The 24111-nt window shown below is 62.8% G+C and carries 28 protein-coding genes; 15 read left to right on the forward strand and 13 right to left on the reverse strand.

Going from position 1 to position 24111, the window contains the following annotated elements:
* Positions 1–35: 35 nt before the first annotated feature.
* Together RTH74_RS23045 and RTH74_RS23050 are read left to right on the forward strand one after the other, a co-directional pair.
* A complete protein-coding gene (locus RTH74_RS23045; protein WP_316916187.1) occupies positions 36–776 on the forward strand; it encodes a YciK family oxidoreductase in 741 nt (246 codons plus the stop codon).
* 241 nt (positions 777–1017) lie between these two features.
* On the forward strand, positions 1018–1944 hold the full coding sequence (locus tag RTH74_RS23050; RefSeq protein WP_092374727.1) for a GGDEF domain-containing protein: 927 nt from the start codon (positions 1018–1020) through the stop codon (positions 1942–1944).
* 104 nt (positions 1945–2048) lie between these two features.
* On the opposite strand, the gene rluB is transcribed toward RTH74_RS23050, so the two are convergent.
* The 7 genes from rluB to RTH74_RS23085 form a co-directional block, all read right to left on the reverse strand.
* Positions 2049–3206: a 23S rRNA pseudouridine(2605) synthase RluB gene (rluB, locus tag RTH74_RS23055; protein WP_316916188.1), complete on the reverse strand. Its 1158-nt coding sequence runs from the start codon at positions 3204–3206 to the stop codon at positions 2049–2051.
* A gap of 126 nt (positions 3207–3332) precedes the next feature.
* Complete coding sequence (locus tag RTH74_RS23060) at positions 3333–3515, reverse strand: DUF1289 domain-containing protein (RefSeq protein WP_316916189.1); 183 nt, start codon at positions 3513–3515, stop codon at positions 3333–3335.
* A 97-nt stretch (positions 3516–3612) separates the two neighbouring features.
* On the reverse strand, positions 3613–4422 hold the full coding sequence (gene scpB / locus RTH74_RS23065) for an SMC-Scp complex subunit ScpB (RefSeq protein ID WP_316916190.1): 810 nt from the start codon (positions 4420–4422) through the stop codon (positions 3613–3615).
* A complete protein-coding gene (locus RTH74_RS23070) occupies positions 4419–5117 on the reverse strand; it encodes a segregation and condensation protein A (RefSeq protein WP_166432412.1) in 699 nt (232 codons plus the stop codon). Before RTH74_RS23070 ends, scpB begins: the two co-directional genes overlap by 4 nt.
* A gap of 140 nt (positions 5118–5257) precedes the next feature.
* Positions 5258–6472, reverse strand: coding sequence for a tryptophan--tRNA ligase (locus tag RTH74_RS23075; protein ID WP_316916191.1), 1215 nt, complete (start codon positions 6470–6472; stop codon positions 5258–5260).
* Between the two features lie 187 nt (positions 6473–6659).
* Positions 6660–7286 (reverse strand): L-threonylcarbamoyladenylate synthase, encoded by a 627-nt coding sequence (locus RTH74_RS23080; RefSeq protein ID WP_099525359.1) that lies wholly within the window; start codon positions 7284–7286, stop codon positions 6660–6662.
* A 13-nt stretch (positions 7287–7299) separates the two neighbouring features.
* The gene (locus RTH74_RS23085; protein WP_316916192.1) at positions 7300–8166 is read right to left on the reverse strand and encodes a PHP domain-containing protein; all 867 of its coding nucleotides are present in this window, start codon (positions 8164–8166) and stop codon (positions 7300–7302) included.
* 120 nt (positions 8167–8286) lie between these two features.
* Here RTH74_RS23085 and RTH74_RS23090 point away from each other — a divergent pair, with 120 nt between their 5' ends.
* The 5 genes from RTH74_RS23090 to RTH74_RS23110 all read left to right on the forward strand — a co-directional run bounded on the left by RTH74_RS23090 (position 8287) and on the right by RTH74_RS23110 (position 11766).
* The gene (locus tag RTH74_RS23090) at positions 8287–8586 is read left to right on the forward strand and encodes a YciI family protein (RefSeq protein WP_074940120.1); all 300 of its coding nucleotides are present in this window, start codon (positions 8287–8289) and stop codon (positions 8584–8586) included.
* Positions 8587–8627: 41 nt separating this feature from the next.
* Positions 8628–9002 (forward strand): translation initiation factor 2 (IF-2, GTPase), encoded by a 375-nt coding sequence (locus tag RTH74_RS23095; RefSeq protein WP_316916193.1) that lies wholly within the window; start codon positions 8628–8630, stop codon positions 9000–9002.
* A gap of 3 nt (positions 9003–9005) precedes the next feature.
* Positions 9006–9683 (forward strand): response regulator transcription factor, encoded by a 678-nt coding sequence (locus tag RTH74_RS23100; protein WP_099525356.1) that lies wholly within the window; start codon positions 9006–9008, stop codon positions 9681–9683.
* Between the two features lie 277 nt (positions 9684–9960).
* Positions 9961–10374: a Spy/CpxP family protein refolding chaperone gene (locus tag RTH74_RS23105; protein ID WP_316916194.1), complete on the forward strand. Its 414-nt coding sequence runs from the start codon at positions 9961–9963 to the stop codon at positions 10372–10374.
* A gap of 63 nt (positions 10375–10437) precedes the next feature.
* On the forward strand, positions 10438–11766 hold the full coding sequence (locus RTH74_RS23110) for a HAMP domain-containing sensor histidine kinase (RefSeq protein ID WP_316916195.1): 1329 nt from the start codon (positions 10438–10440) through the stop codon (positions 11764–11766).
* Between the two features lie 12 nt (positions 11767–11778).
* On the opposite strand, the gene RTH74_RS23115 is transcribed toward RTH74_RS23110, so the two are convergent.
* Together RTH74_RS23115 and RTH74_RS23120 are read right to left on the reverse strand one after the other, a co-directional pair.
* A complete protein-coding gene (locus RTH74_RS23115) occupies positions 11779–12339 on the reverse strand; it encodes a nitroreductase family protein (protein WP_143507250.1) in 561 nt (186 codons plus the stop codon).
* Between the two features lie 171 nt (positions 12340–12510).
* On the reverse strand, positions 12511–12882 hold the full coding sequence (locus RTH74_RS23120; RefSeq protein WP_037002400.1) for a YkgJ family cysteine cluster protein: 372 nt from the start codon (positions 12880–12882) through the stop codon (positions 12511–12513).
* Positions 12883–13032: 150 nt separating this feature from the next.
* On the opposite strand from RTH74_RS23120, the gene RTH74_RS23125 reads away from it, so the two are divergent.
* Positions 13033–14487, forward strand: coding sequence for a TrkH family potassium uptake protein (locus RTH74_RS23125; RefSeq protein WP_125835433.1), 1455 nt, complete (start codon positions 13033–13035; stop codon positions 14485–14487).
* A gap of 3 nt (positions 14488–14490) precedes the next feature.
* Positions 14491–15945 carry a TrkH family potassium uptake protein gene (locus RTH74_RS23130; protein WP_106733976.1) on the forward strand — a complete coding sequence of 485 codons (1455 nt, stop codon included), beginning with the start codon at positions 14491–14493 and terminating at the stop codon, positions 15943–15945.
* 14 nt (positions 15946–15959) lie between these two features.
* On the opposite strand, the gene RTH74_RS23135 is transcribed toward RTH74_RS23130, so the two are convergent.
* Positions 15960–16973 (reverse strand): AraC family transcriptional regulator, encoded by a 1014-nt coding sequence (locus RTH74_RS23135; RefSeq protein ID WP_125835432.1) that lies wholly within the window; start codon positions 16971–16973, stop codon positions 15960–15962.
* A 130-nt stretch (positions 16974–17103) separates the two neighbouring features.
* Here RTH74_RS23135 and RTH74_RS23140 point away from each other — a divergent pair, with 130 nt between their 5' ends.
* The 3 genes from RTH74_RS23140 (at position 17104) to RTH74_RS23150 (ending at position 19623) form a co-directional block, all read left to right on the forward strand.
* On the forward strand, positions 17104–17421 hold the full coding sequence (locus RTH74_RS23140) for an Mpo1-like protein (RefSeq protein WP_106733975.1): 318 nt from the start codon (positions 17104–17106) through the stop codon (positions 17419–17421).
* Positions 17422–17488: 67 nt separating this feature from the next.
* On the forward strand, positions 17489–18076 hold the full coding sequence (locus tag RTH74_RS23145; RefSeq protein ID WP_125835430.1) for an HD domain-containing protein: 588 nt from the start codon (positions 17489–17491) through the stop codon (positions 18074–18076).
* Positions 18077–18234: 158 nt separating this feature from the next.
* Complete coding sequence (locus tag RTH74_RS23150) at positions 18235–19623, forward strand: adenylate/guanylate cyclase domain-containing protein (RefSeq protein WP_099525348.1); 1389 nt, start codon at positions 18235–18237, stop codon at positions 19621–19623.
* Between the two features lie 63 nt (positions 19624–19686).
* Here the strand turns inward: RTH74_RS23150 and RTH74_RS23155 are convergent, their stop codons facing one another.
* Both RTH74_RS23155 and RTH74_RS23160 read right to left on the reverse strand, forming a co-directional pair.
* Positions 19687–20727 carry a glycosyltransferase family 1 protein gene (locus tag RTH74_RS23155; protein WP_316916196.1) on the reverse strand — a complete coding sequence of 347 codons (1041 nt, stop codon included), beginning with the start codon at positions 20725–20727 and terminating at the stop codon, positions 19687–19689.
* Positions 20724–21536 carry a UDP-2,3-diacylglucosamine diphosphatase gene (locus RTH74_RS23160; RefSeq protein ID WP_316916197.1) on the reverse strand — a complete coding sequence of 271 codons (813 nt, stop codon included), beginning with the start codon at positions 21534–21536 and terminating at the stop codon, positions 20724–20726. Before RTH74_RS23160 ends, RTH74_RS23155 begins: the two co-directional genes overlap by 4 nt.
* Positions 21537–21670: 134 nt before the next feature.
* Here RTH74_RS23160 and RTH74_RS23165 point away from each other — a divergent pair, with 134 nt between their 5' ends.
* The 3 genes from RTH74_RS23165 to RTH74_RS23175 all read left to right on the forward strand — a co-directional run bounded on the left by RTH74_RS23165 (position 21671) and on the right by RTH74_RS23175 (position 23753).
* The gene (locus RTH74_RS23165) at positions 21671–22417 is read left to right on the forward strand and encodes an AraC family transcriptional regulator (RefSeq protein WP_316916198.1); all 747 of its coding nucleotides are present in this window, start codon (positions 21671–21673) and stop codon (positions 22415–22417) included.
* A 152-nt stretch (positions 22418–22569) separates the two neighbouring features.
* Positions 22570–22905 carry a tRNA-binding protein gene (locus RTH74_RS23170; protein WP_316916199.1) on the forward strand — a complete coding sequence of 112 codons (336 nt, stop codon included), beginning with the start codon at positions 22570–22572 and terminating at the stop codon, positions 22903–22905.
* Positions 22902–23753, forward strand: a complete 852-nt coding sequence (locus RTH74_RS23175; RefSeq protein WP_316916200.1) for a DMT family transporter — start codon at positions 22902–22904, stop codon at positions 23751–23753. Before RTH74_RS23170 ends, RTH74_RS23175 begins: the two co-directional genes overlap by 4 nt.
* A gap of 10 nt (positions 23754–23763) precedes the next feature.
* Here RTH74_RS23175 and RTH74_RS23180 read toward each other — a convergent pair whose 3' ends face one another.
* Positions 23764–24045, reverse strand: coding sequence for a SelT/SelW/SelH family protein (locus RTH74_RS23180; protein ID WP_316916201.1), 282 nt, complete (start codon positions 24043–24045; stop codon positions 23764–23766).
* Positions 24046–24111: the final 66 nt, after the last annotated feature.

Below are 24111 nucleotides of genomic sequence, written 5' to 3' on the forward strand. Positions count from 1 at the left end.
CGCCCTACCCTTAGAGCTCTCCGAAGGATTCTCCCATGTTCGACTACACCGCCCGCCCAGACCTGCTCAAGGATCGCGTCATCCTGATCACCGGTGCCGGCCGCGGTATCGGCGCCGCAGCCGCCAAGAGCTTCGCCGCCCATGGCGCCACGGTGCTGCTGCTGGGCAAGACCGAAGCCAACCTGAGCCAGGTTTATGACGAAATCGAGGCTGCCGGTCATCCACAACCAGTGGTGATCCCCTTCAATCTGGAAACTGCCCTGCCGCATCAGTACGACGAACTGTCGGTGATGATCGAGAACGAATTCGGCCGCCTCGACGGCCTGCTGCACAACGCCTCGATCCTCGGGCCGCGCACGCCGCTGGAGCAGCTCTCCGGCGACAATTTCATGCGCGTGATGCACGTCAACGTCAACGCCATGTTCATGCTCAGCAGCACCCTGCTGCCACTGCTCAAACTGTCGGAGGATGCCTCCGTCGCCTTCACCTCCAGCAGCGTCGGACGCAAGGGGCGCGCGTATTGGGGCGCCTACGCAGTATCGAAATTCGCCACCGAAGGCCTGATGCAGGTCATGGCTGACGAGCTGGACGGCATCGCCAACGTGCGTGCCAACAGCATCAACCCCGGCGCGACCCGCACAGCCATGCGCGCCCAGGCCTACCCCGGGGAAAACCCGGCGACCCGTCCGCAGCCGGAAGAGATCATGCCGCTCTACCTCTACCTGATGGGCCCGGACAGCAAGGGCGTCAACGGCCAGGCATTCGACGCTCAGTGATTACCTGCCATGGCTCACTGCCTATCAGTGGGCCATGGCACGACAAAAATCCGCCGCTATCACTGCCAGGCGGCAGCACATTGCCAGCACCACCGTCAGGCAACCGGCAACCCCTTGCCGATCAGCGCTCTGAAAAACATCTAAGTGACTGACTTCACAAGACTTTAATCCAGAAAGAACCACCTGGCACGAAATTCGCTCTAACCCTCTCGTCGCACCATCGCGCCAGAGGTTCAGCTCCATGGTTCCCCCCAGCCAGTCCAACACCATCGATTTCGATGCCGCCAAGCTGCAGCGTCTCGGCTTTACCGGCAGTCGCAACCTGCCGCTCAAGCCCGCCAGCCTAGTAGAGCTGCGTCACCAATTGAGCCTGCAACTGCAGACCAGCCTGGACGCGGAGCGAATCCTCAATCTGTTCTTCCGCGAAGTACAGCGCCTGGTGCCGCTCGATGCATTGGCTTTCCAGCATCCGTCGCACGACCTGCGCCTCGAGCTGGGCGAGCGCGCACCTCACTCGGCAGGCTATCGCTTGAGTCATGAGGGGGAATACCTGGGCGAGCTGATTTTCCGCCGCAAGCAGCGTTTCTCCGAAGAGGAGCTGATTCAGCTGGAGTCGTTGCTGGCCAGCCTATTGTTCCCACTGCGCAATGCCTTGCTTTACCGCACTGCCCTGCAAAGCGCGCTGCGCGACCCACTGACCGATACCGGCAACCGCATCGCCATGGACCAGGTGCTGCAGCGCGAGGTGGACCTGGCCCGCCGCAACCTGCAACCCTTGTCACTGCTGATGCTCGATATCGACCATTTCAAGAGCATCAATGACAACCACGGCCATGCGCTTGGCGATGAAGTGCTGAAAGCAGTCGCCCAGACCCTGAAGAACCAGCTGCGCAACATCGACATGGTATTTCGCTACGGCGGCGAGGAGTTTCTGGTGATTCTCTCCGGCACCAACCGCGAAGGCGCTGCGCTGGTGGGCGAGCGCCTGCGCTTTGCGGTGATGGAGCTGCAATGCCTGGATGCCGGCCGCCACATAGACGTATCCATCAGCCTGGGCTGTTCCAGCCTGCTGCCGGGCGAGTCAGGCGAAAGCCTGCTGCGCCGCGCCGACAACGCGTTGTTCGTGGCTAAGCGTGAAGGCCGCAACCGCCTGTCCATGGCCGGTTGAGAGATTGCCCGCCTAATTCGGGAATGCTCTGAATACAATGGTTCACGCTGCCATCCGGACAGCAGAATGAAAAAAGGGACTCCGCGGAGTCCCTTTTTCGTTTATCAGCGCTTGCAGCCGAAGCCGGGACGCTGACCATCGCCGGCGGGCGGACGCTTGCCGGGTGTTGCCGGACGCGGCTTGCGCGCCGGACGCTCGGACAACTCGACGGCCGGGCGCGGCTGACGCTTCTTCACATCGCTCGGACGCTCCGCCACCGGAGTGCCACGGCCATTCTCGCGGCGCTCACCGCCCTCTTTACGCGGGCCGCGCGGTGTACGTTGCTCAGCCTCGTCACGGCGCGGTGCACGGCTCGGGCGAGCATTGTCAGCACCGGCCTCGTCCTTCGCCGGACGCAACACGCGCTTACCACGCACCTCGACCGGTTTGGCCGATTTGCGCTGCAGGCGGTCAAGCTTCTCGCGGGTCTTTTCCTTCATCGCCGGCAGAGCCTGCGGGGTCAGGCCAACTTCGGCGCTGAGAATGTCCACTTCACGCTGCTCCATTTCGCGCCAGCGGCCCATGGTCAGCTCGGAGGTCAGGAACACCGGGCCGAAACGCACACGCTTCAGACGGCTCACCACCAGACCCTGGGATTCCCACAGGCGACGCACCTCACGGTTGCGGCCTTCCATCACCACGCAGTGATACCAGTGGTTGAAGCCTTCGCCGCCTGGCGCTTCCTTGATGTCGGTGAACTTGGCCGGACCGTCCTCGAGCATCACGCCGTTCTTGAGGTTCTCCAGCATTTCCTCGGTGACTTCGCCACGCACGCGCACCGCATATTCGCGGTCCATCTGATAGGAGGGGTGCATCAGGCGGTTGGCCAGCTCACCATCGGTGGTGAACAGTAGCAGGCCGGTTGTGTTGATATCGAGGCGACCGATGTTGATCCAGCGCCCCTCTTTGGGACGAGGCAAGCGGTCGAAAACGGTTGGGCGACCTTCCGGGTCGTCACGGGTACAGATCTCGCCGTCCGGCTTGTTGTAGATCAGCACGCGGCGTACCGAGCCGGTGATTTCTTCGCGCTTGAGCAAGCGGCCATCGAGGGCGATGGCGTCGTTGGCATCGACGCGCTGGCCCAGGGTCGCAGCAGCGCCATTGACCTTGACCCGACCTTCGGCGATCCAGGTCTCGATTTCGCGACGCGAAGCCAGCCCGAGGCGGGCCAGGACTTTCTGCAGTTTCTCGCCTGCAGGACGCGGTTGTTCGTGCTCAGTCATCGTGGGCACCTCCCGGTGTAGTAGTTGATGATCGAAGGGCGCGCATCATACGCACTACGGAGCCCTTAGGGTAGACGAGGCTAGGCCAAACGACAGCGAAAAGCGCTGAAGCAGCGCCCGGCACGCTCAGAACTTGCGCCGCCCGGTCGCCTCCAGCGCCAGCAGACGCATATCGGCTTCGGCCAGCAAGGCCAGGCGTTCGCCCTTGTCCAGGCGGTTCCAGCCCTTGATTTCCTGGCGGCTACGGCCGCAGCCGAGGCAGATGTCCTTTTCGAATTCACAGACCTTGATGCACGGGCTCTTGCTCATGGGCGCTCCTGGGCCGAGAAGGATCGGATGGGCGCCAGAATAAAGGCCGAGCACACAACAGCGAGATTGAAGTATTCGATAGCTCGCTTACACGCACTCAATGCAACGGCTGATCGCCATCCAGGTCAGCCAGATCATCTTGGACCGCTTCATTCGACTCGCCTGCCTCGTCGTCGTCGGCCAGGCGCAGATCATCGAAATCGGTCTTGAGCCCTTGCTCCATGGTGTCCAGCTCGGCCAGCAGGCTGCGGAAGCTGGTTTCCTCGCGAGGCTCGGCGGCTTCACCGTCGTCCTGCAAGGCCAGATCGGCGCGTGCTTGCAGCCCGGCCGGCACCTCGGCGTCGTCATCCAATGCCAGTTCAGGCTCGGGCTCCAGCTCCCGCAGAGCGGCGAGCGGTGGCAATTCGTCGAGGCTTTTCAGGTTGAAGTGATCGAGAAAGCCCTTGGTGGTGGCGAACATCGCCGGGCGCCCCGGCACATCGCGATAGCCCACCACGCGAATCCACTCGCGTTCGAGCAGGGTCTTGGTGATGTTGCTGTTGACCGCCACACCGCGTACGTCCTCGATCTCGCCACGGGTGATGGGCTGGCGGTAGGCGATCAGCGCCAGGGTTTCCAGCAGCGCACGGGAGTAACGCTGCGGACGCTCTTCCCAAAGCCTGCCAACCCAAGGGGCAAAGCGCTCACGCACCTGCAGGCGGTAGCCCGAGGCAACCTCCTTCAACTCGAAGGCGCGCCCCTCACAGGACAGACGCAGGACCTCCAGCGCCGCCTTGAACTGCTCAGGCTCGGGCCGCTCACCCTCTTCGAAGAGTTCGAAAAGGCGTTCGAGCGACTGCGCCTTGCCGGAAGCCAGCAGAAAGGCTTCGAGCAATTGGGCCAGGTCTTTGGGGTCGTTGAGGTTCATTCGGCACGGGCTCGGACGTGAATAACGGCGAAGGGCTCATTCTGCACCAGCTCGACCAGGGATTCCTTGATCAATTCGAGCACCGCCATGAAGGTCACCACCACACCTAGTCGGCCCTCTTCGGCGGCGAACAGCTCGACGAACGGCACGAAAGCCCCGCCCTTGAGGCGCTCCAGCACCTCACTCATGCGCTCGCGGGTAGACAGGGCCTCACGGGTAACCTGGTGGCTTTCGAACATGTCGGCACGGCGCAGCACCTCGGCCATCGACAGCAACACCTCCTCCAGGCTCACGTCCGGCAGCAGCTTGCGCGCGCGGGCTTCGGGAGCATCCAGTTTCGGTACGGTCACGTCGCGGCCGACACGCGGCAGTTCGTCGATACCTTCGGCAGCGGCCTTGAAGCGCTCGTATTCCTGCAGGCGGCGAATCAGCTCAGCACGCGGGTCGTCCTCTTCTTCCTCGGCCTCGGTCGAGCGCGGCAGCAGCATGCGCGACTTGATCTCGGCCAGCATGGCGGCCATCACCAGGTATTCGGCAGCCAGCTCCAGACGCACCGAATGCATGAGTTCAACGTAGCCCATGTACTGCTTGGTGATCTCGGCCACCGGGATGTCGAGGATGTCGATGTTCTGTTTGCGAATCAGATAGAGCAGCAGGTCCAGCGGCCCCTCGAAGGCCTCGAGGAAGACTTCCAGGGCATCCGGGGGAATGTACAGATCCAGTGGCAGCTCGGTGACCGCCTCGCCATACACCAGGGCGAACGGCAGCTCCTGCTGGGCACCGGCCTGACTGTCGGGGGTTGGCGTGGCGGGCTCACTCATCGACGGGCGCTCCTTCAACGGTAATTCAGGCCCATGGCCATGCGCACCTCGGCCAGGGTTTCACGCGCCTCGTCACGCGCGCGCTCGGCGCCTTCGGCGAGAATGCTGCGCACCAGGTCCGGGCTTTCCTCGTAATCGATGGCGCGCTGCTGCAGCGGCGCAAGCTCGGCCTGCAGAGACGAGCACAGCGTGCTTTTGCAGTCGAGGCAACCAATCGAGGCTCTACGACAACCCTCAATCACCCAATGCAATTGCTCGTCGCTGGAATACAGCTGATGCAGCGACCAGACCGGGCAACGCTGCGGCTCACCTGGATCGTCACGATGTACGCGGGCCGGATCGGTGGGCATGCGCCGCAGTTTTTCCTCAAGTTCGGCATCGCTATCGCGCAGGAATATCGCGTTACCGCTCGACTTGGCCATCTTCTGTCCGTCCAGGCCAGGTACCCGCGAAAACTCGGCAAGAATCGGCTGCGGCTCGCTCAGAATCACCTTGCCACCACCTTCGAGATAGCCGTACAGGCGTTCCTGATCGCCGAGGGTGATGCTGGTCTGCTCCTTGAGCAAGGCCCGCGCCGTCTCCAGGGCCTGTGCGTCACCCTGCTCCTGATAAGCCTTGCGCAGGTTGCTGTAGAGTTTACCGAGCTTCTTGCCCAGCTTGCCGATGGCAGCTTCAGCCTTGCGCTCGAAATCCGGCTCGCTGCCGTACAAGTGGTTGAAGCGGCGCGCCACTTCACGGGCAAATTCGATATGGGGGAGCTGATCGGCGCCGACCGGCACATGCCCGGCGCGGTACAACAGAATGTCCGCAGCCTGCAGCAGCGGGTAGCCGAGAAAACCGTAGGTGGAGAGGTCTTTACCGCTCTGGTGCTCCTGCTGCTCCTTGTAGGACGGTACGCGCTCCAGCCAGCTGAGCGGGCAGATCATCGACAGCAACACGTGGAGCTCGGCATGCTCCGGCACCTGAGACTGTACGAACAGCGTTGCAGAGCTCGGGCTTACGCCTGCGGCCAGCCAATCCACTGCCATATCCATGACGTGCTGGGAAAGCTGGCCGGCATCGGCGTATTCGGTGGTCAGGGCATGCCAGTCGACGATACAGAAGAAGCAGTCGTACTCGTGCTGCAACTTGACCCAGTTCTTCAACACACCGTGGTAGTGCCCGAGGTGAAGACGACCACTCGGACGCATTCCTGACAACACTCGACGCTCAGAGTCGTTAAGGCTCAAACCGTTCTATCCATAATCCAGACAAGACCACAGAGTATAGGGTAGCTGCGCTCACAACGGAAAAGGCGGTGTCAGGGATGTTTTGAAAAAGCGCTTGATCGTCACTCCGGCGAAGACGGAAGCCCAGATCATTCGAAAACTCTGGATGCCCGCCGGCGCGGGCATGACGGATTTTTCCGGCCTCGCCTCAGAGATCGTTGAACGGCGTCGGGTCTCCGCAACCGACGCGCACGACCTCGGGGCTGTCGTCGGCCAGATTGACCACGGTAGAGGCTTCCAGACCGCCAAAACCGCCATCGATGATCAGGTCCACATGGTGCTCGAGAATCTGGCGCATCTCGTAGGGATCGGACATCGGCAGCTCATCGCCCGGCATGATCAGGCTGACGCTCATCAACGGCTCGCCCAGTTGCTCCAGCAACGCCAGGGCGATCGGGTGGCCGGGGACGCGGATGCCGATGGTGCGACGTTTGGGGTGCAGCAACATTCGCGGCACTTCGCGGGTGGCGTTGAGGATGAAGGTATAAGGGCCCGGGGTGTGATTCTTCAGCAGGCGGAAAGCGGCGGTGTCGACCTTGGCGAACAGGCCGATCTGCGACAGGTCGCGGCAAACCAGGGTGAAGTTGTGCTTGTCGTCGAGCTGACGCAGGCGGCGAATGCGCTCAACTGCATTCTTGTCACCGATCATGCAGCCCAGTGCATAGGAAGAGTCGGTCGGATAGACCACCACGCCGCCGCCACGAATGATTTCCACAGCCTGTTTTATCAGGCGTGCCTGTGGGTTTTCCGGGTGAACCTGGAAAAATTGACTCACACTTGCTCCCAGCTCATGAAGTGACAGCGGATGGCTGTGCATGTTCGAAGCGCTCCCAGAGCGCAGTCAGGTCATCAGGCAACGGGCGATACATGCCCAATTCGGACCAGTCGCCGGGCGCATGGAAATCGCTGCCGACACTGGCCATCAAGCCAAACTCGCGCGCCAGAATCGCCAAACCGCCGACTTGCTCAGCCGGCTGCATGCCATTGACCACTTCCAGGGCATGACCACCGGCCGCCGCGAAATCGGCCACCAAGCGCCGACGCTTACTGCGAGTAAAGTCGTACTGCCACGGATGCGCCAGGCTGATCCAGGCCCGGGCCGAACGCAAAGTGGCGACGGTTTCTTCCAGCATAGGCCAATGTTGCTTGACGTCACCCAACTTACCCGAGCCCAGCCACTTGCGAAACGCCTCGGCGCGGTCGCGCACATGGCCGGCACGCACGAGAAATTCGGCGAAATGTGGACGCGCCGGCGCGTTGCCACTGTCGCCCAATTCCTGTTGGACAGCACGTGCGCCCTCAAGTGCGCCGGGCATGCCCTTAGCCGCGAGGCGGCGGTCGATCTCTTCAGCACGCTGCCAGCGCCCGTGGTGCAGGGCATCGATGGCAGCACACAGCGCCGGCGCCTCGCGCTCGAAGGCATAGCCCAATACGTGAATGGTCGCCCCACCCCAGGCGCAGGACAACTCGATGCCGTTGACCAGCTTCACCCCCAGCGGCTCGGCGGTACGGCGCGCTTCATCGAGACCTTCCAGAGTGTCATGATCGGTCAACGCCAGTAGCCGCACACCCCGCTCATACGCTCGGGCCACCAGTACGGCGGGGGCCAGGGCGCCATCGGAGGCGGTGCTGTGGCAGTGCAAATCGACAATCATGGCGGCGCTTTCGTTGAGATTGATGTTTGTTATTATGCCCCACATCCGCCGCAAGCAGGCTTTTGTCGTGTGGCGCAAACGCTTCATCCCTCCCCGCTTCGACCCCAAATAAGGATTGAGATGCTCTACGCCATCATCGCCACCGACGTCGAAAACTCCCTGGAAAATCGCCTGGCCACCCGCCCTGCTCACCTCGCTCGTCTGGAGCAACTGAAACAGGAAGGTCGCCTGCTGCTGGCCGGCCCGCATCCGGCCGTCGACAGCAACGACCCGGGCCCAGCGGGGTTCAGTGGCAGTCTGGTGGTTGCCGAGTTCGACTCCCTCGAAGCTGCGCAGAAATGGGCCGACGCCGACCCATATCGAACCGCCGGTGTGTATGCCAACGTTCTGGTCAAACCCTTCAAGAAAGTGCTGCCCTGAAAGAGTTCTACCAACGCTGTTCTCGCACACAAGGAATCGCGATGCGCTCGATCCCGCTGTCCCTGCTGGTCACCGTGATGCTGACTTGTGCTTCGGTACAGGCAGAAGAACAACCCGCTGAGTCATCTGCTCCTGAAGCGCCGCCCAACACTCAGGCGCTGGAGCAGCGCCTGGCGCAAAGCGAGCAACTGCGCAATGAGCAGGAAGCGAGCAGCGCCGTGCAACTACAACGCCTGCGCCAGGAAAACCAGCGCCTGCGCATGCAACTCAAGGAAAGCCAGGCCCAGGCTCAACCTCGCCTGCTCAGCGAAGAACAGACCTGGTTCGCCGTGGGCGCTGCCCTGAGCCTGATCTCGATGGTATTCGGCGCACTGTTGCGCGGCTCTCGCAAGACCCGTCGTGAGTGGATCAACTAACCCATGAACCGACTGCTGCTGATCGATGATGATCAGGAACTCTGCGAGCTGCTTACCCGCTGGCTGACCCAGGAAGGCTTTCAGGTCACGGCTTGCCATGATGCCGGCGGCGCCCGCCAGGCCCTCGTTACACATGCGCCTGAGGCCGTGGTACTGGACGTCATGCTGCCGGACGGCAGCGGCCTGGAGCTGCTCAAGCAATTGCGTGGCGAGCATCCGGAACTGCCAGTGCTGATGCTCTCGGCCAGGGGCGAACCACTGGATCGCATCCTTGGCCTGGAGCTAGGCGCCGATGACTACCTGGCCAAGCCTTGTGACCCTCGCGAGCTGACCGCACGCCTGCGCGCTGTGCTGCGCCGTACTGTGCCCGCACCGGCAAGCAGCCAGTTGGAGCTGGGAGACCTCCGCTTCAGCCCCAATCGCGGAGTGGTCAGCATTGGCGAGCATGACGTTCCCCTGACGCTTTCCGAAAGCCGCCTGCTGGAGGCCCTGCTGCAGCAGCCGGGCGAGCCAGTGGACAAACAGGCCCTGGCGCAACTTGCCCTGGGCCGCAAATTGACACTGTATGACCGTAGCCTGGACATGCACGTCAGCAACCTGCGCAAGAAGCTCGGCCCGCACCCGGATGGCCGCCCACGCATTCTCGCCTTGCGCAGTCGCGGTTATTACTACGCGCAGTGACTGCCTGGCGCAGCGTAAATAACCCGCAACATCGCCTTTACCCAAGCTTTACCCACACCTGACTGCCCTTGACCTTGACCGCCGCATAATGAGCCCATCCGGTACTTACCGGCCTCGGAACCTGTTTACGACCTGCTGCGCGTCGGCCCTGCTGCGTTGAAAACAGACTCGGAATGCTCATGTACAACAGTACACTCCGCTTCCTCGTCTGTTTTCGCCTTGCATGACTCTAGCTCGCTAGATCGTAAAACAGGTTCTCAAGACAAGGAGAATCACCATGCGTAAGACCCTCACCGCCCTGCTGCTCGCTGCCACCCTGCCGACCCTGGCTTTCGCCATGCCCATGCAAGACGGTGGCCCTTGCCACCACGACCGCGGCCCCGGCATGTTCAAGGAGCTGAACCTGAGCAAGGAACAGCGCCAGGAATTTCGTAAACTTATGGGCGATCAGATGAAAACCCATCGCGACATCACCAAGCGCTACCTGGACAAGCTGCCGGAAGCAGAAAAGCAGGCCATGAAGAAGGAACTGGACAAGGCCCGCGCCGACCAGCACAAGGCCCTGCGTGACCTGCTCAACCCCGAGCAGCAGAAGGCCTTCGACGAGCACCAGAAAAAAATGGAAGCCCGTCGCGCCGAGATGGCCGAATTCAAGGCCTGGAAAGCCGAGAAGGACAGCAAGAGCAACTGATCGACGCCCCTAAACCCGCCGCCGCGCTCCCAGAGCCCGGCGGCTTTTGCATGAGGAACTCCCGTGCGTTCACTGTTCTGGCGCATTCTGGCGACCTTCTGGTTGGGCATCGCACTGGTCGCCGGCCTATCGCTGCTGCTGGGTCGCGCCCTCAATCAGGACGCCTGGATTCTGAGCCTGCACCCAGGCCTGGATGGCCTCGACAGCAAATGGGTCAAGCGCTACGAACAGAAGGGGCCAGCAGCCGCCCAGGACTTTCTCGAACGGCGCAAACGCGAATACCGCATAGACACGCAAGTGCTTGGCGAGAGCGGCCAGCAACTGGTCAAAGGCACCTTTCCGTCCCGTGCCGCAGCCTTCGAGGCGCGTCAAGGCGACGACCGTCGTCTGCCCTGGCGGCGTCTGACCACCGAATACACCAGCCCGGAAAGCGGCGAAAGCTACCTGTTCATCTACCGAATTCCACACCCGGAACTGGCAGCCTGGCACCGCGGCAGCCTGTTCTGGCCGCTTAGTGCCATCGCTATTGCCCTGGTGGTGCTGACGCTGTTCAGCCTGATGCTGACGCTGTCGATTACCCGCCCACTGGACCGTTTGCGCGGCGCCGTGCATGACCTCGGCCAGACCGCCTACCAGCAGAACAGCTTGGCACGCCTAGCCACACGCCGCGACGAGCTGGGCCTGCTGGCCAAGGACTTCAACCGCATGGGCGAGCGCCTGCAAGGGTTGATCGGTAGCCAGCGCCAGTTGCTGCGCGATGTCTCCCACGAGTTACGTTCCCCCCTGGCGCGCCTGCGCATCGCCCTGGCCCTGGCAGAGCGCGCAGACGCGGCAGAACGAGAAAGGCTGTGGCCACGCCTGAGTCAGGAGTGTGACCGGCTGGAAGCGCTGATCAGCGAAATTCTTGCCTTGGCGCGCCTGGATGCAGACCCGGGCGATGCGCACCCCGTCGATCTGGTAGCCCTGCTCGGCAAACTGCAGGAAGACGCTCGCCTGACCGCCCCGCGGCAACAGTTGCAGATCGATCTCGACCCCGCGGCACACCTGGAAGGCTGGCCAGATATGCTGGAACGCGCGCTGGACAACCTGCTACGTAATGCCTTGCGCTTCAGCCCAGCGGCTCAGCCTGTCGTCATCAGCATGCAGCGCCAGGCGGCAAGCGTCACGCTGAGCGTACGCGACCATGGCCCTGGCGTGGCCAGCGAGCACCTGCAGCAGTTGGGCAAACCTTTCTTTCGCGCACCCGGTCAGAGCAGCGCCGGCCACGGCCTCGGGCTGGCCATCGCACGCCGGGCCGCGCAGCGCCATGGCGGCGAGCTGCTGCTGGCCAACCATCCAGAAGGCGGCTTCGTTGCCACGCTCAGCCTGCCGGCCAGGCAGCAGGCAAACTGAAGCGCGTGTCGATCAGCCCTGCCAGGCGCTGACGAAATCCTCGACGACCATTTCCGGGGCGCGGCGCAGCTCACGCTCCGGTGTGCCGAGGTAGAGATAGGCGATGATCTGTTCGTCCGCCGCCAGGCCCAGACCTTTGCCCACGTGGGCGTTGTAGGCCATGTCGCCGGTGCGCCACACCGCGCCGATGCCCTGAGCATGAGCCGCCAGCAGCATGCCGTGAGCCGCACAGCCAGCCGCGATCACCTGCTCGGAGGCCGGCACCTTGGGATGAGCCTGCACGCGAGCGATCACCACCACCAGCAATGGCGCGCGCAGCGGCATGCCACGCGCTTTGTTCAGCGCCTCCGGCGCGGCCTGCGCATCGGCGACCTGCAAGGCTTCGGCGAACAGTTCGCCCATGCGCTCACGCGCCGCCCCTTCGATCGTCAGAAAACGCCAGGGACGCAGTTGGCCATGATCCGGGGCGCGCAGGGCGGCACGAAACATCAGGTCACGCTGCGCGGCATCCGGGGCTGGTTCGACCAGGCGAGGAACAGAAACACGGTTGAGCAGAGCGTCGAGAGCTTCCATCGGCCACCTCCAAAAACAAAGATGGCGCATTCTCAATGCTGCAAGCTGCAAGCTGCAAGCTGACCAATGCACGGAGCGGATAACAGACGACGGTCGAACCGTAGCCCGGATGCCCCTGGGAACGCTGGACTCCGGACTGCATCCAGGCGACACGCTAGTCTGCAGCTGCCGTCAGGCGACGCGGTCAGGCGATATCACCGGCTGCACCGGCGGAGTGAGCGGTGGCAGACCGTAAGCCTTGCGCGCATCGTCGCAACGCGGGTTGTGCTCACCGTTCGCCCATGACGCTTCGAACTCGCGGCAGCTACTCGAACGCTGTTCATACATGGTGCAACGCACCCCACAACCGACATCGCCCAACAGTTGCGTGCAACGTGCCGGTTTGCTCTCCGTGCCACGCATGGCGACGTAGTGAGGGCTGATCTGGATGACCTGCTCATCCGGCACGCTACCGCCCGCGGATTGGCACTCGCCCCAGAAGAAGGACACACGAAAAAACGCGCAGCAGGCGCCGCACGTAAGGCAGGGATTAGCTTCGGACATTTGGGGAGGACTCGGAAACCGACGGACGTCGGCAACTGGCGGCTATTCTATGCTTGGCGATGCGCTTGTAAAGCCCCTTGGTGCAGCGGTTTACAGCCGCCCGTCCACGGGTAGAATGGCGCACTTTTACAACCCGCCAGAGCCCCCTAAATGGCCTTGCCGACGCTACGTACCATCGGTTTCATCATCGGCATATTCCTGATTACCCTGGCGATCAGCATGGCCATTCCGATGCTGACGCTGCTGATCTTCGAGCACCCGGAAGATCTCAACGCTTTCCTCTGGTCCAGCCTGATCACCCTGATCGCCGGCCTGGCCCTGGTGATACCCGGCCGACCGGAGAGTGCCCAGCTGCGCCCGCGTGACATGTACCTGCTGACCACCGGCAGCTGGACCGTGGTGTGCGCCTTCGCCGCTCTGCCACTGATGCTGATCGCCCATATCAGCTACACCGACGCCATCTTCGAAACCATGTCCGGCATCACCACCACCGGCTCCACCGTACTGGTTGGCCTGGACAGCATGTCACCCGGCATCCTGATCTGGCGCTCGATGCTGCATTGGCTCGGCGGGATCGGCTTCATCGGCATGGCCGTGGCGATTCTGCCGCTGCTGCGCGTCGGTGGCATGCGCCTGTTCCAGACGGAATCCTCGGACTGGGGCGAGAAGGTGATGCCCCGCTCGCACATGGCGGCCAAGTACCTGTTGCTGATCTATCTGGCCCTCACCCTGCTGGGTTTCCTGGCGTTCTGGGCGGCGGGCATGACTCCCTTCGAGGCCATCAATCACTCCATGGCGTCGATCTCCACGGGTGGTTTCTCGACTTCCGATTCGTCACTGGCACACTGGCCACAGCCTGCCGTGCATTGGACGGCGGTGGTACTGATGCTGCTCGGCGGCATGCCGTTCATGCTTTACGTCGCCTTTATTCGTGGCAATCGCAACGCCCTGTTCAAAGACCATCAGGTTCGCGGCTTCATCGGTTTTCTGCTGCTGACCTGGCTGGTCTTCGGCACCTGGCTGTGGATCAACTCGGACTACGCCTGGCTCGACGCCTTTCGCATCGTCGCGGTGAACGTCACCTCGGTGGTCACCACCACCGGCTTCGCCCTCGGCGACTACACCACCTGGGGCAGCTTCGCCGTGCTGCTGTTCTTCTACCTGACCTTCGTCGGCGGCTGCTCCGGCTCCACCGCAGGCGGCCTGAAGATCTTCCGCTTCCAGGTCGCCTACGTGCTGCTCAAGGCCAACCTGATGCAGCTGGTGCACCCGCGTGCGGTGATCAAGCAGCAGTACAACAACCACAATCTCGATGAAGAGATCGTGCGCTCGATGATCACCTTCTCCTTCTTCTTCACGATCACCATCGGCGTGCTGGCCCTGGCCCTGACCCTTACCGGCCTGGATTGGGTCACCGCGCTGACCGGCGCTGCCACCGCGGTGTGCAACGTCGGCCCGGGCCTCGGCCCGATCATCGGCCCGGCCGGCAACTTCGCCAGCCTGCCGGATTCAGCCAAGTGGCTGCTCAGTGCCGGCATGCTGCTGGGCCGCCTGGAAATTCTGACCGTGCTGGTGCTGATCACCCGCAGCTTCTGGAAACACTGACCGATGCCTTTAGCCAGCCTGCGCATCCTCGCCTTCATCAACGGCATTTTCCTCATCACCCTGGCACTTAGCATGCTGGTGCCGGTGGTCACCCTGTTGATCTTCGAGCAGCCCCAGAAGATCAATGCCTTCCTCTGGTCGAGCCTGATCACCGCACTCGTCGGCATCGCCATGATCGCCCAGGGCAGACCCAAACAAACGCAACTGCGCCCACGCGACATGTACATGCTGACGGTGTCGAGCTGGGTGATGGTATCGATCTTCGCTGCGCTGCCATTCATGTTCGCCGAACGCGCAAGCATTACCGACGCGTACTTCGAGAGCATGTCCGGCATTACCGCCACCGGCGCCACCGTATTCAGCGGCCTCGACGACATGTCGCCCGGCACGCTGATCTGGCGCTCGCTGCTGCACTGGCTGGGTGGCATCGGCTTCATCGGCATGGCCGTGGCGATCTTGCCGATCCTGCGTATCGGTGGCATGCGCCTGTTCCAGACCGAGTCCTCGGATCGCTCGGAAAAGGTCATGCCGCGCTCACACATGGTCGCCAAGTACATGGTGCTGGCCTACGTCGGCCTCAGCACCTTCGCCGTACTGGCCTTCTGGTTGGCAGGCATGGGCGTGTTCGATGCGATCAACCACGCCATGTCGGCGATCGCCACCGGTGGTTTCTCCACCTCGGACGCGTCGCTGGGTAAATGGCAACAGCCTGCGGTTCACTGGGTCGCCATCGTGGTGATGGTGCTCGGCAGCCTGCCGTTCGTGCTCTACGTCAGCACATTACGTGGCAACTACCGCGCACTGATTCGCGATGCGCAAGTGCGTGGCTTTCTGCTGTTGCTGGTGGGTAGCTGGTTCGTGCTGGCTGGCTGGAAATGGTTCACCACCGATCTGTATTGGCTCGATGCACTGCGCTTGGTGGCGGTGAACATTACCTCGATCATGAGCACCACCGGCTTCGCCGTGGGTGATTACCACCTGTGGGGCCCCTTCGCCAGCATGATGTTCTTCTACCTGGGCTTCGTTGGCGGGTGCTCCGGCTCAACCGCGGGCGGCCTGAAGATCTTCCGTTTCCAGGTCGCCTACATCCTGCTCAAGGCCAACCTCAAGCAGCTCATCCACCCGCGCGCCGTGATCAAGCAGCAGTACAACCATCACCGGCTGGATGAAGACATCGTTCGTTCGATCCTGGCCTTCGCCTTCTTCTACACCATCACCATCGCCACGCTGGCCCTGGCAGTAGCGATGTGCGGCGTGGACTGGATCACCGCCCTGACCGGCGCTGCCGCAATGGTCTCCGGTGTTGGCCCGGGCATGGGCGAGATGGTCGGACCGGCCGGCAACTACGCCACCATTCCCGATACGGCCAAGTGGCTACTGAGCCTGGGTATGCTGCTCGGGCGCCTGGAAATCCTCACGGTGCTGGTGCTGTTGTTCCCCGCCTTCTGGCGCCATTGAGCGGTAGATGGACCTTAACCGGCCAGTCCACGGCGACTGCGATACTCACCGGGCGTTTCTCCGAACCAGCGGCGAAACGCCCTGAAGAAGTTGCTCGGGTCGGCAAAGCCCAGCAGATAGGCAACCTCCAGCAACGTCAGGTCGACCTGGCCAAGATACTGCTCAGCCAACTCTCGGCGCGTGTCGTCGAGCAGTTGCTGATAGCTGGTGCCCTCCTCCTGCAGGCGTCGCTGCAAGGTGCGCTGAGACAGATGCAGCGCCTGCGCCACCACCTCACGGCGTGGCTCGCCCTGCGGCAACAGGCGGCACAGCACCTGGCGCGCCTGATGGGTGACACGACTGCTGCAGAAACGCGCCAGGTATTCGCCAGCAAAACGATCATGCAGTTGCGCCAGCGCCTCATTGGCACTGGGCAACGGCGCCTCCAGATCAGCACGTTCGAAGATCAGCCCATAGTGCTCGGCGTTGAACTTGAGCGGCGCCTGGAACACCTGCTGATAAGGCGCCAGATCAGCGGGGGCCGGGCCTTGCAGACGAATTTCACGCGGCCGGATCAACTTGCCGGTCATCCAGCGGCAGAACGCCAGGCAGTAGGCCATCGAAGCCTCCGCGCTCTGCCGCGCCGGCGGCAAACGGTCGCCATGAATGGCCAGGGTCAGCGCGTAGCCGTCGGGTTGCGGCAGGAAGTTCAGGTCCGCCCCTTCACCAATGATGCGCTGATAGCGCACCAGACGAGTGAAGCCATCACGCAGGTTGCGGCTGGACATCAGCGCATATCCCACCACATGGAAGGACGCCGGACGTACCACCTGCGCCATGTTCAGGCCGATCGCCGGGTTGCCCGACAGCGCCACGGCGCGCTGCCACAGGCGGGTCATACCGTCCTGCGGGAAACGTGCATCCGGATCGTTCAGCGCGGCGTACTCCATACCCAGCTCGGCGAACAGGCTGACGCAGTCGACGCCGCCCAGCTCCAGCGCCTGCACGATGGCCAATGCCCAGTTGGAAGAGGTGGTTCTTTCACTCATCGTCTTGTTCTTATGATCAATCAGCAAGGCCATGGTTGGCGGCGCAAGGATACTAGACTGGCACTTTAAGTCAGTGGCCGATGGAGACAGCCACCCTACACTCGACCGTGACAATAACAGGAGGTGCGCCATGACCGCCCAGACTACCGAGCGCTACCAGAGCTTCGCCGAGTTCTATCCCTACTACCTGCAGGAGCACAGCAACCCCGTGTGCCGCCGCCTGCACTACGTCGGCAGCCTGCTGGTGCTGACGATCCTCGCCTATGCCCTGCTTACCCAACAATGGCTGTGGCTGCTGGCCATGCCGTTGGCCGGTTACGGCTTCGCCTGGATCGGCCACTTCATCTTCGAGAAGAACCGCCCGGCGACCTTCGATTACCCGCTGTATAGCCTGATGGGCGACTGGGTGATGCTCAAGGATGCCTTTACCGGCCGTATCCGCTTCTAGCCCGCAGCCACACGTACCGCAGCAAGGTTGACCGTCATGCCACAGAACAACAAGAACGAGAAATGCCATGAATAGCCGAGCCCGCTTCACCCATATGCAAGACGGCCAGGCCGAGGATTGGGCCATCATCGCCCAGGACTTCGCCGCCTACGCCGCCGAACTACCCGCTCGCATCCTCGCCCACCTGCGCCTGCTCGACGGCGATTTCGGTGGTTTTCCGGTCGACCGCCTGACCCACTCGCTGCAGACCGCCAGCCGCGCCCATCGCGACGGCCGTGACGAGGAGTACGTGATCTGCGCGCTGCTGCACGATATTGGCGATACGCTCGGCAGCTACAACCACCCAGACATCGCCGCGGCTATCCTCAAACCTTTCGTCAGTGCCGAGAACCACTGGATGGTGGAGAAACACGGCATCTTCCAGGGCTATTACTTCTTCCACCACCTGGGCATGGATCGCCACCTGCGCGAGCAATTCAAGGACCACCCGCAGTACCAAGCGACCATCGACTTCTGTGCCAAGTACGATGCGGCTGCCTTCGACCCCGACTACGAAAGCTTGCCACTGAGCTTCTTCGAACCCATGCTGCAGCGCGTGTTCGCCCGGCCGAAGAACTCCATTTACCTGGCCGCCATGGACAGCACCAGCACCTGACCGCTGGCCTCTGCTGCGCCACCGTTCGGCGGCCGTGCTTGGCTGGCCGCTACCCCCTTGGTTATGATCCCCGCCCAGCGAGCCTCTGGCTCAGGTCTTGCAGACCAGCCAGGCGTCCAGTAGAGACGCCAGAAATCCAGCAGGGACAGTTCCAGCAGATGAAGCCAGCAACCCCCAGCCGTGCCAACGGGCTGCCGACGCCGCCGTTGCGCGAATACTATTCGCGCGTACTGGCCTATATCGCCACGGCTGCCAGCATTGCCGCCGGCACCTACGTGGGGCACTTCGGCTACGACATCCTGTGGATGGTGCCCTACGCCCTGCTCTATCCCCATCTGGCGCACAACCTGAGCCGCCGCTTCAAACGCGACTACCCCGCGCAGACCGATCTTGCCCTGCTGTTCTTCGACGCCCTGCATGCTGGCGCAGCCTGCGTGCTGCTCGGCTTCTCCGCCGTGCCCAGCCTCATGTTCCTGCTGATTCTCTGCTTCAGCGCTTTGGTCATCGGCGGCATGCGCTACCTGGGCCTGGGGCTGCTGGTGGCCGCCAGCGGCATGGCATTGTGCGCCGCGCTGGTGGGCGTCCATCCCAATACCGACACTCCAACGCTGGTGGCGCTGGTCAGCATACTCTTCGCCACCCTGTACATCTGCATCACCGCTTATTTCGTCAACCAGCAAGGCCTGCGCCTGGCCCAAGTGCGCAGCGAGATCAAGCGCGAGCAGGAGAAGGCCGCACGCCTGGCGCGCAACCTGGCGAAATACCTGTCACCGCAGGTGTGGGAGTCGATCTTCACCGGCAAGAAAAGCGTGCGCCTGGAAACCCAGCGCAAGAAGCTCACGGTGTTTTTCTCCGACATCAAGGGCTTCACCGAACTGTCGGAAGAGCTGGAAGCCGAGGCGCTGACCGACCTGCTCAACACCTACCTCAATGAAATGTCGAAGATCACCCTGAAATACGGCGGCACCATCGACAAGTTCATCGGTGACTGCGTCATGGTGTTCTTCGGTGACCCCAGCAGCAATGGCGCCAAGAAGGATGCGGTCGCAGCGGTTTCCATGGCCATTGCCATGCGCAAGCACATGAAGGTGCTGCGCCAGCAGTGGCGTGCCCAGGGCATCACCAAGCCTCTGGAAATTCGCATGGGCCTCAATACCGGCTACTGCACGGTGGGCAACTTCGGCGCCGACACGCGCATGGACTACACCATCATCGGCCGCGACGTGAACCTCGCCAGCCGTCTGGAAAGTGCCGCTGAATCCGGCGAGATCCTGATTTCCCACGAGACCTATTCGCTGGTCAAGGACGTGATCATGTGCCGCGACAAGGGCCAGATCACCGTCAAGGGCTTCACCCGCCCGGTGCAGATCTACCAGGTGGTGGATTTCCGCCGCGACCTGGGCGCCACCTCCAGCTACGTCGAGCACGAGCTGCCGGGCTTCTCCATGTACCTGGACACCAACGGTATTCAGAACTTCGACAAGGAGCGAGTGATCCAGGCGCTCAACCAGGCGGCCGAAAAGCTGCGCGACAAGGTCATTCTCTGAATTCGCCGCTTGAAGCCGCTCCCACTGGGGCGTAGGAGCGGCTTCAGCCGCGATAAAAGCCGCTTACAACGCGGTATCCGGTAACGCCTCATCCAACCCTACCGGCTCACCATCGATCAGCGGCTGCAAGGCCAGAAACTCCAGTGCAGAAGCCCGCCAGGACTGAGCCGCCGCCAGCTCGGCGCAACGCCCTCGATCCAGCTCCAGCGCCGCCAGGCAGGCGACGCGCAGATCCTCGTCCATCACGCCACTGAGCCCCTGCTGCAGCACGTCCAGCGGCCCGGCCACCGGAAACGCGGCCACGGGCGTACCGCATGCCAGTGCTTCCAGCATCACCAGGCCATAGGTATCGGTACGCGAAGGAAAGACCAGCACCGAGGCCTGCTGATAGATTTCGGCCAACGCCTGGCCATGGCGGTAGCCGAGAAAACGCACCAACGGATATTGCTGCTGCAACGCCTCGCGCTGCGGTCCGTCACCGACCACGCGTTTCTCGCCGGGCAGGTCCAGATCGAGAAAAGCCTGCAGGTTCTTTTCGGGGGCGATGCGTCCGACGTAGAGAAACACCGGTTGCCCAGGTCGGAGGCGCGTCTCGTCCGGCCGAAACAGTCGGGTGTCCACACCTTTGCGCCACAATTGCAGCCGTTGCAGAGCCCAGCCGGCGAACTCTTCACGCAAACGCTCGGTGGTCACCAGCACGGCTTGGCTAGGGCGATGAAAAAAGCGTAGGAAGGCATACCCCCAACGCGGCGCAATCCAAGGCCAGCGTGTACTGACGTACTCCGGGAAGCGCGTATGGATCGCCGTGGAAAACGCCAGCCCGCGCTTGACCAGCCAACGCCGCGCTGCCCACCCCAGCGGCCCCTCAGTAGCGAGATGTACGCAGTCAGGACGAAAGTCGCGAATCGCCGCACCGACGCGCCACAGATCCCACACCAGCGGAATCTCCGGATAAGTGGGGCACGGCACGGCGCGGAAATCGGCGGGCGAGAGCAGCTTGACCTGATGCCCAAGCCCACGCAATTCGCTGACCAGCGCAGCCAGACTGGTGACCACGCCATTGACCTGAGGCACCCAGGCGTCGGTGACGATGAGTATCCTCATGCGCTGGTCTCGAGGGCGACAGCCTGCTCCTCGCTGGCCAGTTGCGCCTCGGCCAGACGATAAAGCTCGATCTGCCCATCCCAGTGCTCGATCAGCGCCGTGCAGGATTCCACCCAGTCGCCGCAGTTCATGTATTCCACGCCACTCACATGGCGAATCTCGGCATGGTGAATATGGCCGCAGACCACGCCCTGCAGGCCGCGCTTGACGCACTCATGAGCGATGGCCTCCTCGAAGTCGCTGATGAAGTTCACCGCCGTCTTGACCTTGTGCTTGAGGTACGCTGACAGCGACCAGTAGCCATAGCCCCAGCGGCTGCGCCAGTGATTGAGCCAGCGATTGAGGGTCAGGGTGAACTCGTAGGCCGAGTCGCCGAGAAAGGCCAGCCAGCGGTGATAGCGGGTGATCACGTCGAACTGGTCGCCATGGATGACCAGCAGTTGCCGACCATCGGCCGTGACGTGCACGGCCTCGTCGACCAGCTGGATATTGCCCAGCAGCAGGCTGGAGTAGCGACGCAGGAATTCGTCGTGGTTGCCGGTGACGTAGATCACCTCGGTGCCGCGCTTGCTCATGGTCAGCAGGCGGCGGATCACGTTGGTGTGCGCCTGCGGCCAGTAGATGCCGCCACGCAGCTTCCAACCATCGATGATGTCGCCTACCAGGTAGATACGGTCGGCGTGGTAACGCTTGAGAAACGCTGCCAGATGCTCGGCCTGGCAATCGCGCGTGCCGAGGTGTACGTCGGAAATCCACAGGGTGCGGACACGTTGCTTGCGGCTGGGCTTGGCGAGCTGGGCGCTGGTCATGGGCGACCTCCGGCTGGGTTTAGACGAGCTTGAGGGGTCGCGGTGAAAGACATATGACAGGAAAAAGACCGTTCGATGACGCAGCAGCGCCCCGGCCCAGGCGTTACACTCCGGCAGTTGCCGAGGAAACCGCCATGCTCCCGATCATGTCCCTGCGTCACTACAGCCACGAAGTGCTCAGCCATAGCCATGAGCATGCGCAACTGGTTTTCGGCCTGGCAGGTGAGCTGCAGTTCGAAGTGGACGGCCAGGGCAGCCGAGTGCTACGTCATCACCTGGCCGTAGTGCCAGCCGAAGCGCGCCACACCTGCGGCAGCCCACGTGGCAGCCAATGCCTGGTGCTGGACCTGCCGGCCAATGACTGGCTGGAGCGCCAGCTTGGCCACCATGCGAGCGACATCCAGCGTCTGCTGGACAAACCCAACGCACTGCAACTCGATCCCTCGCAGGGGCAGCTACTCAACTGGCTGGCCAGCAGCCCGATCAATGATCCAATCATCGCTGGCCAGGGTGCGGCCTTGCTGCTCGGCAGCCTGGCCTGCAGCCGCCAGCATGCCGAGACGACCGGCTTGCCGCTGACAGCCCTGGATCGCTATATCGAACAGCACGCAGCGCATCCGCTGCAGGTGGCAGATCTGGCACGCCTGGCCGGTCTGTCGGTAGCGCGCTTCCATGCGCGTTTCCTCGCCGAGACCGGGCGCACGCCGATGGAACATATTCGCCAACGGCGCCTGCAACTCGCCGAACAGCTGTTGCGTGGCAGCGACCTGGCGGTTGGCGAAATCGCCGCACGGGTCGGCTACAACTCGCAGAGCGCCTTCACCGCCGCCCTCTCCCGCCATCTGGGCATAACGCCACGGCAATTGCGCCGCACGCGTTAACAAGCACACGAACCGTAGGGTGCACCGGGCACCCGGCCGTTAACGATGCCCGCACGTTTCCTCGATAGCCTGGCGACAAAACTCAGCACTCCCGCGACAGACAGCTATCGCGCGCGGCCCTAGACTGCGCCGCATCATCGAAGGAGTACCTTATGCAAACCATCGAATGGCAGGATTTCGAGAAGGTGGAGCTGCGCGTCGGCACCATTCGCAGCGCTCGTCCCAACGAAAAAGCGCTGAAGCCGGCCTACGTGCTGGAAGTCGATCTCGGCGAACTGGGCATCAAGACCTCCAGCGCCCAGATCACCGCGCATTACGATTGTGACGCGCTGATTGGTCGTCAGGTGCTGTGCGTCTGCAACTTCGCCCCTAAACGAATCGCCGGGGTGCGCTCGGAGGTGCTGGTCACCGGTGTCTATGACAGCGAGAACCGCGTCGTCCTGGCAGGTTTCGACCAGCCACTGCCCAACGGTGCGCGCCTGGCATGACGCAGCGTAACGCCCTGCTGGCGATTCACCTGGGTGCCCTGCTGTTCGGCCTGTCGGGCATTTTCGGCAAACTCGCGGCGACCACGCCGAACATGATTGCAGGCGGCCGCGCACTCTTTGCCGTGCTCGCCCTGGGCCTGGCTGCCACGCTCTGGCGCAGCCGCCACGCAGTTCGCCCGAGCCTGCGGCAGATGGCCCTTCTGGCACTCGGCGGCCTGCTGCTGGGCACGCATTGGGTCACCTTCTTCGAAGCGGTGAAAGTTTCCGGCGTGGCCATCGCCACCCTGGGCTTCGCCAGCTTCCCGGCCTTCACCGTCCTGCTGGAGGGCCTGCTGTTTCGCGAGCGCACCCGCACCGGCGAGTTCGCCATGGTCGGCGTGGTATGCCTGGGACTGATTCTGGTCACGCCCGAATTCAGCCTGAACAGCGGCGCCACCGTCGGGCTGCTGTGGGCGGTGTTGTCGGGCTTTCTGTTCGCCCTGCTGTCGCTGCTCAACCGCGCCAGCACCCGTGGCTTAGATCCGGTAAAGGCCGCGCTGTACCAGAACATCACGGTGCTGATCTGCTTTCTGCCCTTGGCCTGGCCACTGCTGCCCAGCGTGCGACCGGTGGACTGGCTGTGGCTGGCGATGCTCGGCATCTTTTGCACGGGCCTGGCGCACAGCCTGTTCGTCGCCAGCCTGCGCGTGCTCAAGGCGCGTACCACGGCAGTGATCTTCGCCCTGGAGCCGGTCTACGGAATTCTGTTCGCCTGGTGGCTGTTCAGCGAGCAACCGACCCTGCGCATGCTGGCCGGCGGCTTACTGATCGTCAGCGCGATCTTCGTTTCAGCGCGGATGGCGCGTTGATCCTGAAACTCTAACGGTCGTTGTGACCCAGATCGCGCCCTGGGTCGATCTGGTCACGCACTCTCTGCTTGAGCACCTTGGCCTCTGGGAAGCCACCATCGGCCTTGCGCTCCCAGATCTGCTGGCCATCACAGAGGATGCGGAACACGCCGCCGGTACCTGGCTCCAGGCTGACCCGGCCCAACTCGTCGGCAAAGGTGCTCAGCAGCTCCTGAGCCAGCCAGGCGGCGCGCAGCAGCCACTGACACTGGGTGCAATAGGTGATGACGATTTCGGGCTTCTGATCGGGCATGGCAGCGGCTCTACTGTGGGGCTTGATGCCTATAATAACGGCCTTTGTCTCTGCTCCTGCCGGAAT

This window comes from Pseudomonas sp. zfem001, assembly GCF_032621725.1.
In the GTDB taxonomy this organism is placed as follows: Bacteria; Pseudomonadota; Gammaproteobacteria; order Pseudomonadales; family Pseudomonadaceae; genus Aquipseudomonas; species Aquipseudomonas sediminis.